General features: G+C 43.6%; 19 protein-coding genes. 11 read left to right on the top strand and 8 right to left on the bottom strand.

The annotated features are described in order from the left end of the window. From ENI34_06570 to ENI34_06555, 4 genes are all read left to right on the top strand, one after another. Positions 1-325: TrkA family potassium uptake protein (locus ENI34_06570; protein ID HEC78790.1), on the top strand; the 325-nt coding region annotated here is incomplete at its 5' end. Further along, positions 322-579: a tetratricopeptide repeat protein gene (locus tag ENI34_06565; GenBank protein HEC78789.1), complete on the top strand. Its 258-nt coding sequence runs from the start codon at positions 322-324 to the stop codon at positions 577-579. The genes ENI34_06570 and ENI34_06565, both read left to right, overlap by 4 nt. Next, positions 576-1133: a DUF366 family protein gene (locus ENI34_06560; protein ID HEC78788.1), complete on the top strand. Its 558-nt coding sequence runs from the start codon at positions 576-578 to the stop codon at positions 1131-1133. The genes ENI34_06565 and ENI34_06560 overlap by 4 nt, the downstream gene beginning before the upstream one ends. A 9-nt stretch (positions 1134-1142) precedes the next feature. Then, the gene (locus ENI34_06555) at positions 1143-1826 is read left to right on the top strand and encodes a 7-carboxy-7-deazaguanine synthase QueE (protein HEC78787.1); all 684 of its coding nucleotides are present in this window, start codon (positions 1143-1145) and stop codon (positions 1824-1826) included. On the opposite strand, the gene ENI34_06550 is transcribed toward ENI34_06555, so the two are convergent. The 4 genes from ENI34_06550 to ispD are packed head-to-tail and all read right to left on the bottom strand — an operon-like array spanning position 1823 to position 6246. Continuing rightward, positions 1823-3124 carry a hypothetical protein gene (locus ENI34_06550; protein HEC78786.1) on the bottom strand — a complete coding sequence of 434 codons (1302 nt, stop codon included), beginning with the start codon at positions 3122-3124 and terminating at the stop codon, positions 1823-1825. The genes ENI34_06555 and ENI34_06550 overlap by 4 nt on opposite strands. A 16-nt stretch (positions 3125-3140) precedes the next feature. Next, the gene (gene rseP / locus ENI34_06545) at positions 3141-4463 is read right to left on the bottom strand and encodes an RIP metalloprotease RseP (GenBank protein ID HEC78785.1); all 1323 of its coding nucleotides are present in this window, start codon (positions 4461-4463) and stop codon (positions 3141-3143) included. Continuing rightward, entirely contained in the window at positions 4457-5584 is a 1128-nt protein-coding gene (locus ENI34_06540) for a 1-deoxy-D-xylulose-5-phosphate reductoisomerase (protein ID HEC78784.1), read from the bottom strand. Before ENI34_06540 ends, rseP begins: the two co-directional genes overlap by 7 nt. After that, positions 5581-6246: a 2-C-methyl-D-erythritol 4-phosphate cytidylyltransferase gene (ispD, locus tag ENI34_06535; protein ID HEC78783.1), complete on the bottom strand. Its 666-nt coding sequence runs from the start codon at positions 6244-6246 to the stop codon at positions 5581-5583. The genes ENI34_06540 and ispD overlap by 4 nt, the downstream gene beginning before the upstream one ends. A 133-nt stretch (positions 6247-6379) precedes the next feature. On the opposite strand from ispD, the gene ENI34_06530 reads away from it, so the two are divergent. The 7 genes from ENI34_06530 (at position 6380) to ENI34_06500 (ending at position 12885) form a co-directional block, all read left to right on the top strand. Then, positions 6380-6637 carry a hypothetical protein gene (locus tag ENI34_06530; GenBank protein HEC78782.1) on the top strand — a complete coding sequence of 86 codons (258 nt, stop codon included), beginning with the start codon at positions 6380-6382 and terminating at the stop codon, positions 6635-6637. A 322-nt stretch (positions 6638-6959) separates the two neighbouring features. Next, complete coding sequence (locus ENI34_06525; GenBank protein HEC78781.1) at positions 6960-7244, top strand: LysM peptidoglycan-binding domain-containing protein; 285 nt, start codon at positions 6960-6962, stop codon at positions 7242-7244. Positions 7245-7391: 147 nt separating this feature from the next. Next, a complete protein-coding gene (locus ENI34_06520) occupies positions 7392-8192 on the top strand; it encodes a PhoH family protein (protein ID HEC78780.1) in 801 nt (266 codons plus the stop codon). After that, positions 8170-10275 (top strand): HDIG domain-containing protein, encoded by a 2106-nt coding sequence (locus tag ENI34_06515; GenBank protein HEC78779.1) that lies wholly within the window; start codon positions 8170-8172, stop codon positions 10273-10275. Before ENI34_06520 ends, ENI34_06515 begins: the two co-directional genes overlap by 23 nt. 36 nt (positions 10276-10311) lie before the next feature. Further along, positions 10312-10686, top strand: coding sequence for an rRNA maturation RNase YbeY (ybeY, locus tag ENI34_06510; protein HEC78778.1), 375 nt, complete (start codon positions 10312-10314; stop codon positions 10684-10686). Then, positions 10679-11953: an HlyC/CorC family transporter gene (locus tag ENI34_06505; GenBank protein HEC78777.1), complete on the top strand. Its 1275-nt coding sequence runs from the start codon at positions 10679-10681 to the stop codon at positions 11951-11953. The genes ybeY and ENI34_06505 overlap by 8 nt, the downstream gene beginning before the upstream one ends. 2 nt (positions 11954-11955) lie before the next feature. Further along, positions 11956-12885: a DUF21 domain-containing protein gene (locus tag ENI34_06500; GenBank protein HEC78776.1), complete on the top strand. Its 930-nt coding sequence runs from the start codon at positions 11956-11958 to the stop codon at positions 12883-12885. Positions 12886-12894: 9 nt separating this feature from the next. On the opposite strand, the gene ENI34_06495 is transcribed toward ENI34_06500, so the two are convergent. The 4 genes from ENI34_06495 to ENI34_06480 all read right to left on the bottom strand — a co-directional run. Then, a complete protein-coding gene (locus ENI34_06495) occupies positions 12895-13119 on the bottom strand; it encodes a hypothetical protein (protein ID HEC78775.1) in 225 nt (74 codons plus the stop codon). Next, a complete protein-coding gene (locus ENI34_06490; GenBank protein ID HEC78774.1) occupies positions 13116-13361 on the bottom strand; it encodes a hypothetical protein in 246 nt (81 codons plus the stop codon). Before ENI34_06490 ends, ENI34_06495 begins: the two co-directional genes overlap by 4 nt. Beyond that, positions 13358-14002 carry a hypothetical protein gene (locus ENI34_06485; GenBank protein HEC78773.1) on the bottom strand — a complete coding sequence of 215 codons (645 nt, stop codon included), beginning with the start codon at positions 14000-14002 and terminating at the stop codon, positions 13358-13360. The genes ENI34_06490 and ENI34_06485 overlap by 4 nt, the downstream gene beginning before the upstream one ends. A gap of 161 nt (positions 14003-14163) precedes the next feature. After that, a partial coding sequence (locus tag ENI34_06480; protein ID HEC78772.1) for a tetratricopeptide repeat protein occupies positions 14164-14423 on the bottom strand: 260 nt, incomplete at its 5' end.

Raw genomic sequence — 14423 nt, 5'->3', positions numbered from 1 at the left:
GGAAATGGCGGAAAAACTGGCGGAGAGTCTTGCCAGTCCCAAGATATTCGACTTCATCGAGCTTTCCAAAACCCATGGTATCATCGAGATGGTGGCGCCCAAAAAACTCGTCAACAAAACACTCGCCGAACTGAAACTGCGCACCAAATACAAGGTGAGTGTTATCGCGATAAAGAGAAAACTGCCTTATTCAAAACCCGACGGTTCCACGGATTTTAAAGAAGAAATCATCATCGGACCGGGACCTGATGATGAATTGATCTCCGGTGACATCCTTATCCTTCTGGGCAATAACAACGACCTTGAAAAGGTTGAAAAACTATGAAACAGGACTTTCAGGATTTACTCGAGTTGAGTGATTTTTATATCCTGAGTCAACGATTTGAGGAAGCCCTCAAGGTATTGAAGAAAGCGGAAAAAATCAACAAGCTTAACCCGAAACTCTATTATAACTTCGGGATCGCCTACGAAGCCCTGAATGAAAGAGAAAACGCCCAGGCATCTTATCGTCTGGCGTTGAAACTCAATCCTGATTTCAAATCCGCTCAGGAACACCTCGACAGGTTGATCGAAAGATGAAACACCGTTTCATAACAGACGACATTACATATACGGGTGAACAGCTACACAGTAATTTCGCTTATACGACATTCGGCATCATCGGAGATTCCATAATATCTTTTTGTGGAAAATGCAATGTGAAGTTGAAGGCGATGATCGATCTCGAAGACCTTAAGGCGGGTAAGTCCATCTATTCGGAAATGATGCTCCATTTTATAATAGAACATTACGAGACCGACCTGGAAAAAGCGGTTTTAAGACAGCTGCTTTTCACCTGTATCGTCAAAGACAGGATGAACGAACTTCTTGAAAAGGATATCATCAGGAGAAGGGGCAGCGATCTCTTTGAGGGCGACGCCAAGTTATCAATATCAATAGCTACGATTACGCCGATATCTTCACTCATCCACTTCGGCATCAACATCACTTCGAAAAATACACCGGTGAAGACAAAAGGGCTTGAGGATTATTCCATAGATGCCGTGGAGTTCGCCGATTCAATTATGGATAGATACGTAAAAGAACATAAAGGTATCGAGCTCGCCCGTTGTAAAGTAAGATGGACGCGCTGAAGTTCCTAGATGAAGGGTTTTGTAAGGGAAATCTTTACTTCAATCCAGGGAGAGGGAATAAAGGTAGGGCAGAGGCAGACATTTATCAGGTTTCTCGGCTGCAACCTCTCCTGTAATTACTGCGACACCCCTGAAGCCCAGGCTAAAGACGGCTGTTTTGTTTATCACGGAAAGATATACAATAATCCCGTTGAAGTGGACTTCTTACTCGACAAGGTTGATGAAAAGATCGTTTCATTGACCGGCGGCGAACCGCTGCTCCAACTCGATTTCTTATCAGCATTGTGTAAAGAACTTAAGAAGGCAGGGAAGAAGATCTACCTGGATACGAACGCCACACTACCCGATGCCTTAAAAAAAGCAATTAAATATGCAGACATCATATCCCTCGATTTCAAAATACCGACCGCGACCGGACGACCGAAGTTATGGAAGGAACACAGGGAGTGTTTAAGGATCGCCTCGGCAAAAGAGGTTTTCGTGAAGATCGTAATCAACGAAAATCTGATTCCCGGAGAGTTGAATAAGGTGTGTGATATCATTGCGGGCGTCGATAAAAAGATCCCCCTGGTGATCCAGCCGGTCTCTAATCGTCCCCTGCCTAATTTACTCGATACCCAGAAAAAGGCTTTAAAATACCTGGATGACGTTCGGATAATCCCCCAGGTCCATAAATATCTCGGACTGGATTAAGGCGGATAACCTACCTTTTCCAGAAAATTATTACGATAGGACAGATTCGGAATGAGATAGAAGAAGACGGTATTATAGAATCCCAATCGCGGTGAAACAAGGATATTCCTTATTAGAATGGAATCCCATGAATAGAAACTGTCACGCAACCATTCCATCCAAGAATAGAGGGCCTGAGGTGTAATACCGGGGATGTGGACGACAGGCATCCACTGATCATAAAGCGTCAGATCTTTCGCAATCAACCCCTTCCGCCGGTATTTTCTATACGTATCAGTACCCGGCAGGGGTGTTTGAACGGTCAACTTTATAAAATCGATCTTTATCTTTTTCAAAAAGGCAAACAGACGTTGATAGAATGAAAAGTCTTCTCCGGGAAAACCAAGACGCAGTTTGCAACCACAGGCGATCTTTTTTTTATGGAGCATGCCGACCTGACGCATCTTCTCTTTTCTATAGTCTTTGTCCTTTATCTTGTTCACCAGATCATCGCCGAGCCAGTCTTCCTTCAGATGGATTATTCGGACACCGTTGTCACGTAAGAACGAAAAGATGCGGGGCTGTTTGAAAAGCGCGCCTCCTGTTTGGAATATCCACATTCTTTTGTAACGCCAGCATCTTTCCAGAAATTTCAGTGCATAGTCAAGGTCATAAAGAAAATCGTCGTCTCTCATAAAGATGATCTTTCTCTTTATCCGGCTGATTTCACGGACCGCTTCACTGAGTTTCCAGAGGGTGAATTTTTTATACATAATATTCTCATAACAAAAATCTTTATGATCACCGCTGCAGGTACAACCGAACGATATCCTCATCTGGGAAAGCAGAGGAGTGAATCCGTATTTCTTCTCTATTTCCCGATTGAGATTGAACCGCGGCGGAGCTTTTGAAAGATATAATTTTTCGAGCCTACCGTTCTTTGCATCGGAGAGGATTCTATCCCATATGTTTACGATGTCTCCAACCACCACCACATCGGCGAATTTCTTATTCTCTTCGGGAAACAGGGTCGAGTAGAAACCATAACAGATGATCTTGGTTCTGTGCCATTTTTTTCTGATGGTCGTCGCGATATAACGAGAAAGATTCAGAGGTACGTTGACGACGACGATATCAGGTTTGAACTGCGGTTTCTCTTCAATCCTCTCGTCATAATAGACAAATTCATCATTTTTTATCAAAAAAGCGAGACGCATTGCATCATAATTGGGCCTTCTGAAAAAGGCGCTTCCTTTAATCGCTTCAAAAGGGACATAGCGTTTTTGTATCGGTGCGGGGTTATAAAAGAGTACTTTCATTAGATCCCACGGCCGTCTACCTGGTTATGTCGTTATAAGTAACAAGGACAATCAAAAGCAGGATTATCGCATAACCGACCTGCTGGATCAAAAGCCGCGTCCGCCTGCTGAACCGTTTACGTCGGATACCTTCTATTATGGCAATCAGTATATGACCGCCGTCGAGCGCCGGAATCGGAAAGAGATTGATGAGTCCCAGGTTTATGGAAATAATGACGAGCAGACCGAGCAGATGTTCAAACCCCCAGTGGGCTGATTCGGCACTTAGTTTGAATATCGCGATGGGCCCGCCTATCTGCTTTGCAGAGATCCGGCGGGTGAAGAGGCGGTAGAAGATATCAATCATCTGCGAAAGCAATTCGCCGGTTCTTTTAACCGCCAGTACAACGGCGCCGAAGGGTGAAGGATACTGCCGTGCATATGGAACAAAGACGCCGATCTGTCCCACTGTATCATCAGCGAGCGGATCGTAAAAAGGGACCGGTGAGATAGCCGCTTTTTTTATTTCGCCATTGTGCTTCCATACGATGCTGAGTGTTTCATTCTTCGCCGCACGCACGATATCGACCATCTGTTCCCAGGTAGTGATTGTATCACCGTTGATCTTTATGATTTGATCACCCTTTTTCATACCGGCTTTGAACGCGGGTCCGTTCTTTTTCAACGACCCCAGAATCGGCGGAATGAGCGGTTTCAATCCTATGGAATCAGCCGCAAAGACACCGCTTACTCTCACCACTGAATCACCTCTGCGGACATCAATGACGACGTTCCTGCCTTTGTTCCTATCCAGGATTTCCAGGAAATCTTCCCAATTCTTTACATCACTGCCGTTTATTGAAATGATAGAATCATTGGTCTGAAGACCGAATTCAGCAAAGCGGCTTTGGTCCGTGACCACCACCCTGGTATATGGATTGACAATGACTCCATAGACCATGAACATCAGAAAAAGCACAAAAAACGCCGAAATTACATTAAAAAAAGGACCGCTGAAGACGACTGATATCCTTTTATAAATAGGAGCATCGTAAAAACCGGCTTCTGCTTCAGCCGGTTTTTCTTCGGTATCGTACTTGTCTTCACCCTCTTTTTTTAATATCTCTCCTTCATCTTCACCCGCCATCTTGACATAGCCGCCGAGCGGGAAATAAGCGATTCTGAAATCTGTTTCGCCGATCTTTTTGCTGAACAGAGGTGGTCCGAATCCAATGGAAAATTTTTCCACGGGAATACCGAAGAGCTTGGCACATAAAAAATGGCCAAATTCATGAATCGTGATACAGAATCCCAGAATAAACAGGAAAGGGAACAGCGAGTATATAAGAAAATCTAACATACAAGACTCCTTACTTTTTCCCTGGCCCACTTCTCTGCCTCACGGTAGTCTGATATACCGCCGCTTTTTGCTGAATGTTTACTTAAAACTTTCCGAATAACCTTCGGTATTTTTTGGAATTTCAATTTGTCTTCAAGAAATAATTTAACTGCCTCTTCATTTGCAGCATTGAGTACTGCCGGCATACTTTTGCCGATTTCCAGGGCGTCGTATGCGTATTTAAGGCAGGGGAATTTTTTGAGATTGGGTGGTAAAAAGGTCAAATTCTGAAATTTCGAGATATCCAGATATTTGACCTTTGAACCGATGCGCTTCGGAGCCGTAAGGGCGTACTGAATCGGAAGGCGCATATCCGGAGTGCTCAGCTGGGCAAGGAGGGTACCGTCTGTGAATTGGACCAGTGAATGGCACAGGGCTTCTGGATGGACAACGACCTTGATCTTTTCACCCGGTATGTCGAAAAGATGGTGTGCTTCAATGACTTCCAGCCCTTTATTCATCATTGTGGCGGAATCGACCGTTATCTTGGCTCCCATCTTCCATATCGGATGCTTCAGCACATCGGTCTTGCTTACATTCGTCAGGGGTTTATCAAAGAAAGGGCCGCCTGATGCGGTCAGAATAATATTCTTTACATCCTCTTTTCTCTTTCCTTCAAGGCATTGATATACTGCTGAATGTTCACTGTCAACGGGGATTAATTCAGCACGGTGTTTTCTTACTTCAGCCATCACTATATCTCCGAAACTGACAAGTATCTCTTTTGTCGCCAGACATATGCGCATCCTCTTTTCAATCGCCTTAATGACACCGAATATCCCCAGGGCGCTTGCGAATGCACAGATAACTATATCCGCCGCGGTGTTTTCAATCATTTCGACGATCCCTTCTTCTCCGCAGGTGATCTTCAAACGGGAAACCATCTTTTTAAGCGGTTTATAGCAATCCGGTTCAACAACGGCGATTGCTTTCGGTTTCAGGAGCGCCGCCTGTTCAGCGAGCAATCTGTACTGCGAATATGCGGCGATACCGACTATCTTAAAGCCCTTTAATGAAGCAATCACTTTTATACTGTTGCGACCTATTGATCCCGTTGATCCCAGAAGAATGACTTTTTTCATTTAAAACACCTTTCCAAAAATTTCAAATCGGATTTCTCCGTGATTTTGATATTGCCGAATTTCCCTTTAAAGAGATAAACGGGTATGCCGCATTCCTCCAGGAGTGCGGCTTCATCAGTATATTCATACGAAAAATCAGCGCTTTTAAAGGCACGCTTCAAAACTCTCAGTTTGAAGAACTGCGGTGTCTGAACAAGATAAAGGCCTGTTCTGGCGACCGTCTTTATCACCCGGTTGTTCTTCACCTTTTTTATCGTCTCATGCACAGGCAGGCCGAAGACGACCGCACCATATCGAGAACAGAGTTTAATCCCTTTATTTATCAACCCCTGGCTTATAAGGGGGCGGACACCGTCATGTATCGCAACAATTCCGGATGAAGATTTTATCTTCTTCAGGCAGTTGGCGACCGAATCCTGGCGGCGTGCGCCGCCCGGAATGACCGCCTTTACCTTTTCAATACCCCATTTTTTTATCAATTTTTTTGTTGAATCGATTCTGGACCTCGGTACGGCGACCAGGATTCCGGTGATATTTTTATTTGCGCTAAAGTGTTTGAGGGTATGAATAAGAACAGGACACCCCCGAAACAAAAAGAACTGCTTTGCCGCACCGAATCTTTTTCCTCTGCCTGCCGCTACAACGACCGCATAAACTGGCATTGCAAATGATAGTCAGAATCAGAAAAATGTCAAGGGGACTGACTGAAATTTCTTAACATCTCACTATTGACATTTAACAAATTATGATTATGATTATTTATTAAATTAGATTAGCCCATAAGGAGGTGGCATTATGAAAAAGATGGTAGCGGTGATTCTTCTTGCCATAGTGATCATTGGCTGTGGTCCGAAGATGGCAAAGCAAGAAACATTGGATGCACTGAATGAAGCCAGAGCCGCCTTGGAAGCTGCGCAAACCCGGATAAGTGAACTGCAGGGTGAGATTGATGCGTTGAAAGCACGGAAGGCTCAACTGGAAGAAGAGATAAGCGGACTCGAAGCAGAAGTACAGGCATTACAAGAAAAGATTGATACCCGTTGCAAGAAATAAGGAGGTTAAGATGAAGAAGATGATTTCACTTTGTTCTGTTCTTTTCTTACTTGTCCCTGTTTTTATGTTCGCCCAGGAAAAGCTCACTGAAGAACAGGCACAAGCCGAACTTCTTTCACTCAAAGAGCAGCTTACAGAGGCAGAGGCTCAGATCAGCACGCTCGAGACAGAACTGGAAGGTCTCAAATCAGAGGTTGCCGCACTGGAGTCACGACGAGATGAGTTGTCGAACAAGGTGGCTGAATTGAAAGAGGCATGGAAGATATGTCAGTACGGTAGATACAAGGTTGAAGAAGGTGACTGGCTTTCCAAAATAGCAAGCATGCGAAAGGTGTATCACGATGGTTCAAAATGGCCGATGATCTATGAAGCGAATAAAGACAAAATCAAAAATCCGAATCTAATTTATCCTGGCTGGGTATTGCTCATCCCCACGCTGGACAGTTATACCGTTGTACCAGGCGATTGTCTCTGGCTTGTCGCTTCGTATCTTTCAATCTATTCCAATGCGAAAAGATGGCCTGAAATCTACGAAGCGAACAAAGACAAAATAAAGGATCCTGATTTCATATACCCGAACCAGGAATTTGTCATACCGCATGATTAAAATTTTTGGGAGGGGCTGAGTTTTTTCGCCCCTCCCTTGAATGTGAAAGTATCTATACCAATATCCGGATTTGACCCCACAATCGTCTTGGGATACCAGGACGAATTGCTCAAAAAGATACAACAGCGGTTCAATATCATTGTCTCGATGCGGAATGAATGCATTTACTTAAAAGGAAATGAAAGGAATGTAAAAGAAGCCACCCAGGCGGTCAAAAAGATATTGAAAGAGATTGAAAGGGGAAGGGGAGATACACGTAAAAGAATAAAGGATGCCGAAGAAAAAGATCCCACCTGTATTACCACACCCAAGAGATTGGTGAAGGCGAAGAGTGAAGGGCAGATTGCATATCTTAAGGCCGTCGCCAGTAATGACATCGTCATAAGTATCGGTCCTGCCGGAACCGGTAAGACCTATCTCGGCGTAGCCAAAGCCGTTTCCGAATTGATCGCAAAGAAGGTGGAGAGGATAATTCTGACCCGGCCGGCTGTTGAGGCCGGCGAGTCGCTCGGTTTTCTGCCCGGTGCCATAGAAGAAAAGGTCGACCCTTATCTCAGGCCGCTCTATGATGCCCTCAATGATTTTCTTCCTTATGATCGTATTAAAAAGTATTTAAGTATGAAGATCATCGAGGTGGCTCCCCTGGCATATATGAGAGGTCGTACCCTGAATGATTCGTTCATTATCCTCGATGAAGCCCAGAATACAACCGGGATGCAGATGAAGATGTTTTTGACCCGAATGGGCTGGCGTTCAAAGGTGGTCGTGACCGGCGACATAACCCAGATCGATCTTCCTTCGAATATATATTCCGGACTCGTGGAGATTCAACATCTTTTAAAAAACATTCCCGGCATAAAATTTATTTATTTGAATGAAAAGGATGTGGTCAGACACCATCTTGTACAGAAAATCATAAAGGCATATGAAGCTAAGGATTCAAAATAGACATTTTCTGTTAATCGGAATCGTTTTACTTCTGAATATAATATTCCCACCGCCGCGTAGCGTGGCGCCGAAATATACATTCAAGGAGGGAGAGATCGCGCCGGTCGACGTAATCGCGCCTTATGACTTCTCCATTCCCAAGACCGATCAGGAGCTCTTTGAAGAAAAAGAAGAAATCGCAAAACGGATTCCACCGGTATTTGAACTCGACAACACGGTGTTCAAACTCATCGTCGGTAAACTCAACGGTTTCAAGGTACTCCTTGATTCACTGAGCCCTTTGATTCCGGAACTCGGAGAGGATTCAGTGAGCTATCTCATACAAAAAGAGTATGCAGTCGATCGTACAGTGATTAAGTACCTTTTGAAAAAAAAGAGATATAATCGACTCTTTAATGAAATCATCAAAGATCTGGGTGGTTTCTATGCCACCGGTGTGATAGAAGAAAAGAATCCTGAATTCAGAATAATCACGGTGAGAAGCGGTGATAAAGAGATGGTCGAGTCCATCGACCGTCTCTATTCAGTCTCTGAGGTGGAAAGCCTTATGACCAGGGGAAAGAAACCTGAATACCGACGCCTTATTGCGTTTCTCGTAAGACCGAATGTGCTCTATAATGAAGATATGACAAAGAAAAGGATCGAAGAGGTCTTCGCGAATGTCCCTAAAACAAAAGGTAAGATTCTTAAAGGGGAGATAATAGCGGAAAAACATAAACGACTTACCAGAGAATCGATGGAGATAATCAGCGCCCTGGAGAGTACTTATGTCTCGATCGGTCCATGGGAAATCGTAAAGACGATCTTCTTCCGCAACCTCTTCTTTTTCAGTCTCATATATCTTCTTTTCTGCTTCGGCAGAATCGCCAGATATGAACTCTTTAAAAATAAAAGCCTCTATTTTATCACCCTCCTTTCCGCCGCTTATCTGATTATCGGCAGAATCGTCCATCTCACCGACATGATTTATCTTCTGCCGGTTTCATTCTTTATATTTTTATTTGCACTCTATTTTGATTTTTATTTCGCCTTGATCTTTTCGTTCATATTTGCGGGGTTGTTCGGCGTTACTTTGAATTCAATGCCTATCTTTGTTTTCCTCGCGGTCAGCGGCGCGTTCGCCGCTTTTTCCATGCAAATGGTTAATTCAAGATTATCGCTTTATCGTCCGATGATCTACATCGCTTTGGCGAACATCGGCGCCATCCTCTTTGCCGACGTGTATCTGCTCAAGAACGGAATAACGCTGTCACACCTTGGCCTGGGCGTGTTGAACAGTGTGATCAGCAGCTTCTTTCTCGCCCTTTTACTCCCACTCTTTGAAAAATTATTCGATTTCACCACAGACCTCACACTTCTGGAACTCGGTAATCTGAATCTACCTCTCTTCAAAGAGATGGCGATGGAAGCGCCGGGAACCTATCACCATTCAATCGTCGCAGGCAGCCTTGCAGAGGCGGGTGCGAGGGCGATCGGTGCCGACCCGATTCTTGCACGTGTCGGTGCTTATTACCACGATATCGGGAAATTGAAGAAACCGGAGTATTTTATTGAAAATCAGATAGGAATGAAAAACCCCCATGACAATCTGAAACCCCAGATGAGTGCTCTTGTTATCATCTCGCATGTCAAAGACGGAGTGGAGATGGCGAAGAAGATGAAACTTCCGCGGAAAATAATAAATATCATTGAACAGCATCACGGCACCACGAGCATCGAGGTGTTCTATCAGAAAGCATTGACTCAATCCGCGAATATCGAGGAAGATACTTTCCGTTATCCCGGACCCAAACCCAAGACCAAAGAAGCAGCCGTTGTAATGCTCGCCGACACGGTGGAGGCGGCGGCACGGAGTGAAAAGAACATAACGGTCACAAAACTCCAGAAGATATTGAAAGAGAGTGTCGATCGGAAATTCAACGACGGTCAACTGGATGAATGTCCGATAAACCGCCATGATCTTGAACAGATAAAGACTGCTTTTCTCTCCATCCTTACGGGTGTTTTCCATCCGCGCGTTGATTATGAAAAGACGAATAAAAAAAATCACCAGGTCGTAAAAAACAAAAAAAGTAAAAAATGACGACGATAACTTCTATTTTTCATTATTGAGAGATAATTGAAAATAGAATTATTTAATCAATCTACCTATGACTCAGCGGTTATCCGTAGACCGATCATCAAATTGGTCAAAAAGATTATCGCAGAGGAGAAGTTCAAACTGCAACGATTGAATATAATAATAGCCGACGACGATTATCTCAAGAAACTGAATAAGTTGTTCTTCAAGAAAAACCGCCCCACTAACGTGATATCATTTAATCTGGATGAAGTTTCGGAAATATATGTTTCCTTTAATCAAGCAAAAGATGTATCCGAGTTATACTACTATATCATCCACGGACTCCTGCATATACTCGGTTACGACCACACGAACAGGAAAGAAGAAAAAATTATGGATGACAAGTGTTTAAAATACCTGAAGTATGTATAATTTTATTCTCTATGCCGTTCTGATATTCATCTTTCTTATTTTGAGCGCCTTCTTTTCCGGCATGGAAGCGGCTATCTTCTCACTATCACGCTTCCGCATTAAGGCATTACTCTTTGAAGAAAAAAAAGGAGCGAAGAATCTTGAAAGAATCAAAAAGGATCCCGGTAAGACCCTCGCCGCCATTCTGCTGGCTAATCTTCTTGTCAATATCGGCGCCTCGTCAGTAGCCACACTCTTTATCATCCAGTTGATTCGTATCCACAGCTTCAACTCCACTATCTCGTTCATACTCGAGTTCATAATCATGACGTCACTGCTCTTGCTCGTCGGTGAGATCACTCCTAAAACAGTAGCAATCGCCAACGCCGAGGCACTTTCTCTGAAGTTTTCCGGGATAATCCTTACAATTACGAATATTTTCAGCCCCGTCTCAAAAATCATGGAGATCTTCGCCAGACGTGTTGTAAGTTATGATTCAAAGAGTGATTACGACATCATTTCGGATAAAGAGATAAAGATAATGTTGAGTGAAGCGAAAAAATTCAATATCCTTGATGAAGGTGAAGAAAAATTCGGTTATCAAATCCTTAAATTCGGTAAAGTGAAGGTCAACGAAATCATGACCCCCCGCCAGAAGGTCGTTGGGATCGATCTGGATGCAAGTATTGAAAAGGCGAAAGAAGTCATCTCCACAGAGAAGCATTCCCGTATATGTGTATTCGACCGCAAGGGAAACGTCGCAGGAATTCTCTATGCAAAAGACCTGTTTATAAGTCAGATGAAGAATTCCCGTTGTGAGAAGTCTGTTTCATTGAAGGGACTGATTAGGGAACCGTATATCGTTCCGGAAACAAAGTATGTTCACAGTCTACTGGGAGAGTTCAGAAGAAAAGGAATCCATATAAGTGTGGTCGTTGATGAGTTCGGTAATTTCAGCGGGATCATAACCCTTGAAGATATTCTGGAATCCCTGTACGGCGAAATCATTGATGAATACGATGAACGCGACCAATTGAGCGACATCCCGTATCAAAAAATCAACAAGAACACCTATATCTTTGAAGGAGATATCAGCATCGGTGAGTTGTCGCGCATCCTCGAAATTGAACCGTTTGATGAAGAGGGAGAAAGATTATCAGGTTTCATATTCAATTATTTGGGTAAGATTCCGAGGGAAAAAGAGAAGATAAAGACCGCCGGCCTGGAAATTACGGTGGCGGAGATCAGGGACAGGAGTATCGATAAGGTGATAATAAGGAAATTATAGGTATGTTGTTTTTGATTATACCTTTATTGCTCATACTGATTCAGGGAATTTTCGCTGCAAGCGAGACCGGTATCATCAGTCTGGAGAATACGAAATTGGCGAGGGCGGAGCGGGAAAAGAAAAAGTGGGCGCTTCGTGTCAGTAAATTCCTCGCCCGGCCTGAGCAATTTTTCTCGACCATACTGATATGCGAAAACTTCATAATCGTCATCGCATCATCGCTTTTCGCTAATTTCTTCATTGGGTATATCGGCAAAAACGGTGCTATTGTTTCTACAATACTTCTTTCCGTCTTTTCTTTGACCTTCGGATTATTCATTCCGAAATCGATCGCCCTCTCAAATCCCATAAAGACGATGACGGTATTAAGCGGATTCATTTATTATATCGAGATTGCATTATATCCCATTGTATACGTTTTCGCGGTGGTTGCAAAAGGATTAGCCCGCGTTTTGAAAAGCGGGGAAAGAACCGATGAGTCGATATACCGACTCGACATAATCTATGCGATGAGCGAATATGAAGAGAAGGCAAGCCGATTCGCGGCGCGATTCTTCAATTTTTCCAAAAGAATCGTGTCCGAAGTGATGATTCCTCTGGAAGCGGTGTTTCTTTGTGAAAAGGGGGCTGAACTGGATGCGCTGTCAAAGAGTCAACGAAGAATTTACACCCGCATCCCGGTCTATCAAGGAAAGAGGAATAACATCATCGGTGTATTCAATATAAAAGATTATTTCTATACAAATAAAATAAGTTTGCGCAAACCATTCTTCGTTGGCATAAACGATCGCTGTATGTCGATCTTTTTAACGATGAAACAGAAAGGTGAACATCTGGCCGTAGTGCGTGACAGTAAAAATCGTACAGTCGGCATCGTCACCTTGGAAGACCTTATTGAAGAATTGGTCGGAGAAATCAGAGACGAGCGATAATTTTACTGCTCAACCTGTTTTTTTCAGACGTTCTTCCGCTTCTTCTACAGTAATTTTCCCTTTTTCCAGTGCTTCTATAATCTTTTTCTTCTTGTTTTTACTGGAGACGTGAAAGATACTGCCGAGGCCGACGATGATCAGTATGACAGGCCAATCACGCGCCAGGTTTATGATATGGAGATTGGCTAACCAGAGAAAGATTCCGATAAGAACCAGGATGATGACGACGGTCATTTTTCTTCGAGTAATTTTCTGATCGGTTCGGGTAATGGAGTGTTTGTGAAATCGAAGGACCTAAACTCGTTCAAAAATATCTGTTCTTTCGCCTCATTGGACAATCTTTTGTTTATTATGAAATACGCCTGATTCTTCAGGCGGCAGTAACCACCCCGTCCGAAAAATCTATCGTATTTGACGACTATTGAAAGGCGTTTACATAATTCTTCAAGTTGGGTCAGAATATTGGTTTTCTTCATTTTTTGTTCCCGAATAACCGGGCGAAGAATCCTTTCTTCTTACCGCCGCCCAGACGCTCGATCCCCCTTTTCGCCGCACGGTTGTTTTTATCCCAGTTGAGTGCTTCGTAGAACGCCTGGAGCGCCTCAGAACTCTTGCCGGTATATTCATAAGCCAGACCGAGATTAACATAAAGAATGGGGTTGAACATCATCTGTTTTGTCGCCTGTTTCAACTTTTCAAACCCCTCGTTCTGGTACTGCTTTGTGTAGACAAGGGCAAGCCCCAAATAAGAAAGATATATCGGCTGGGGATTATATCGACAGGCGATGCGCAGAAGATTGACCGCTCGCCAGGGATCGTTCTGTTTCAGGAAAGCTATCGCACGCTGGAATGCATTCTTCGCCTGGGTCTCTTTCGCCTCATCGGTCGGTTTTTTACCTTTTCCCAGAGATTTATCATATTCCGCCCTCAACTTTTCATCAGAGAGAACGCGATAGCTCTCGGTGATCTTTGAGAACTTAAGATTCGCCTTTCGTTTTTCTTCAGGGTCCTGAAATCTATCAGGATGATACTTTTGAGCCAGCTTAAGGTACGCCCGCTTAATCTCGTCAGGCGTAGCATTACTTGACACCCCTATGATCGAGTAGTACGTTTCCATTTTTAATAAATGATAATTAAAATTTTCAATTTGTCAATACTTTTTTCGTTTCCCTTGCAGTTTTGAAAAGCGGACTTTACCGCATTTAGGACAAATCCATTTCTTCCTTTTATGGTGTGTTCCCCTGGTTTCCTTCATTCTGCATCGGCACCGCGGGCAGGTCATTTCTCTTTTCCGTTCTCTTTTTTCTGTCCAGCACCTTCCTGCATTTTAGCCGTCAGCTTGTTGAGACGCATTTCCGCATTTGAAAATGTCTTATCAAGACGCAGTGTCTTCTCATACATATCGACCGCTTCTTTAATCTTGTTTGAACCTTCATATGCGAGGCCCAAGTAATAGTATAATTCGGGATCATGGGGATTTATCTTGAGCGCCTCGCTGAATTTTTTTATTGCATCATCATACTCTTTATTTAAAAGGT

Source organism: candidate division WOR-3 bacterium, from assembly GCA_011052815.1.
Taxonomy (GTDB): Bacteria; Hydrothermota; Tepidihabitantia; order SM23-42; family SM23-42; genus DRIG01.
The sequence above is the reverse complement of the archived record's forward strand: the minus strand, read 5'-3'. Positions and strand labels throughout refer to the sequence as shown.

Bases quoted from the DNA above. Each gene is read 5' to 3' on its own strand.
- rseP (HEC78785.1), bottom strand. From the start codon at position 4,463: ATGTTAGATTTTCTTATATACTCGCTGTTCCCTTTCCTGTTTATTCTG.
- ENI34_06555 (HEC78787.1), top strand. From the start codon at position 1,143: ATGAAGGGTTTTGTAAGGGAAATCTTTACTTCAATCCAGGGAGAGGGA.
- ENI34_06550 (HEC78786.1), bottom strand. From the start codon at position 3,124: ATGAAAGTACTCTTTTATAACCCCGCACCGATACAAAAACGCTATGTC.
- ispD (HEC78783.1), bottom strand. From the start codon at position 6,246: ATGCCAGTTTATGCGGTCGTTGTAGCGGCAGGCAGAGGAAAAAGATTC.
- ENI34_06560 (HEC78788.1), top strand. From the start codon at position 576: ATGAAACACCGTTTCATAACAGACGACATTACATATACGGGTGAACAG.
- ENI34_06515 (HEC78779.1), top strand. From the start codon at position 8,170: ATGAAGCTAAGGATTCAAAATAGACATTTTCTGTTAATCGGAATCGTT.
- ENI34_06520 (HEC78780.1), top strand. From the start codon at position 7,392: ATGCGGAATGAATGCATTTACTTAAAAGGAAATGAAAGGAATGTAAAA.
- ENI34_06495 (HEC78775.1), bottom strand. From the start codon at position 13,119: ATGACCGTCGTCATCATCCTGGTTCTTATCGGAATCTTTCTCTGGTTA.
- ENI34_06565 (HEC78789.1), top strand. From the start codon at position 322: ATGAAACAGGACTTTCAGGATTTACTCGAGTTGAGTGATTTTTATATC.
- ENI34_06540 (HEC78784.1), bottom strand. From the start codon at position 5,584: ATGAAAAAAGTCATTCTTCTGGGATCAACGGGATCAATAGGTCGCAAC.
- ENI34_06490 (HEC78774.1), bottom strand. From the start codon at position 13,361: ATGAAGAAAACCAATATTCTGACCCAACTTGAAGAATTATGTAAACGC.
- ENI34_06500 (HEC78776.1), top strand. From the start codon at position 11,956: ATGTTGTTTTTGATTATACCTTTATTGCTCATACTGATTCAGGGAATT.
- ENI34_06525 (HEC78781.1), top strand. From the start codon at position 6,960: ATGCGAAAGGTGTATCACGATGGTTCAAAATGGCCGATGATCTATGAA.
- ENI34_06485 (HEC78773.1), bottom strand. From the start codon at position 14,002: ATGGAAACGTACTACTCGATCATAGGGGTGTCAAGTAATGCTACGCCT.
- ENI34_06505 (HEC78777.1), top strand. From the start codon at position 10,679: ATGTATAATTTTATTCTCTATGCCGTTCTGATATTCATCTTTCTTATT.
- ENI34_06530 (HEC78782.1), top strand. From the start codon at position 6,380: ATGAAAAAGATGGTAGCGGTGATTCTTCTTGCCATAGTGATCATTGGC.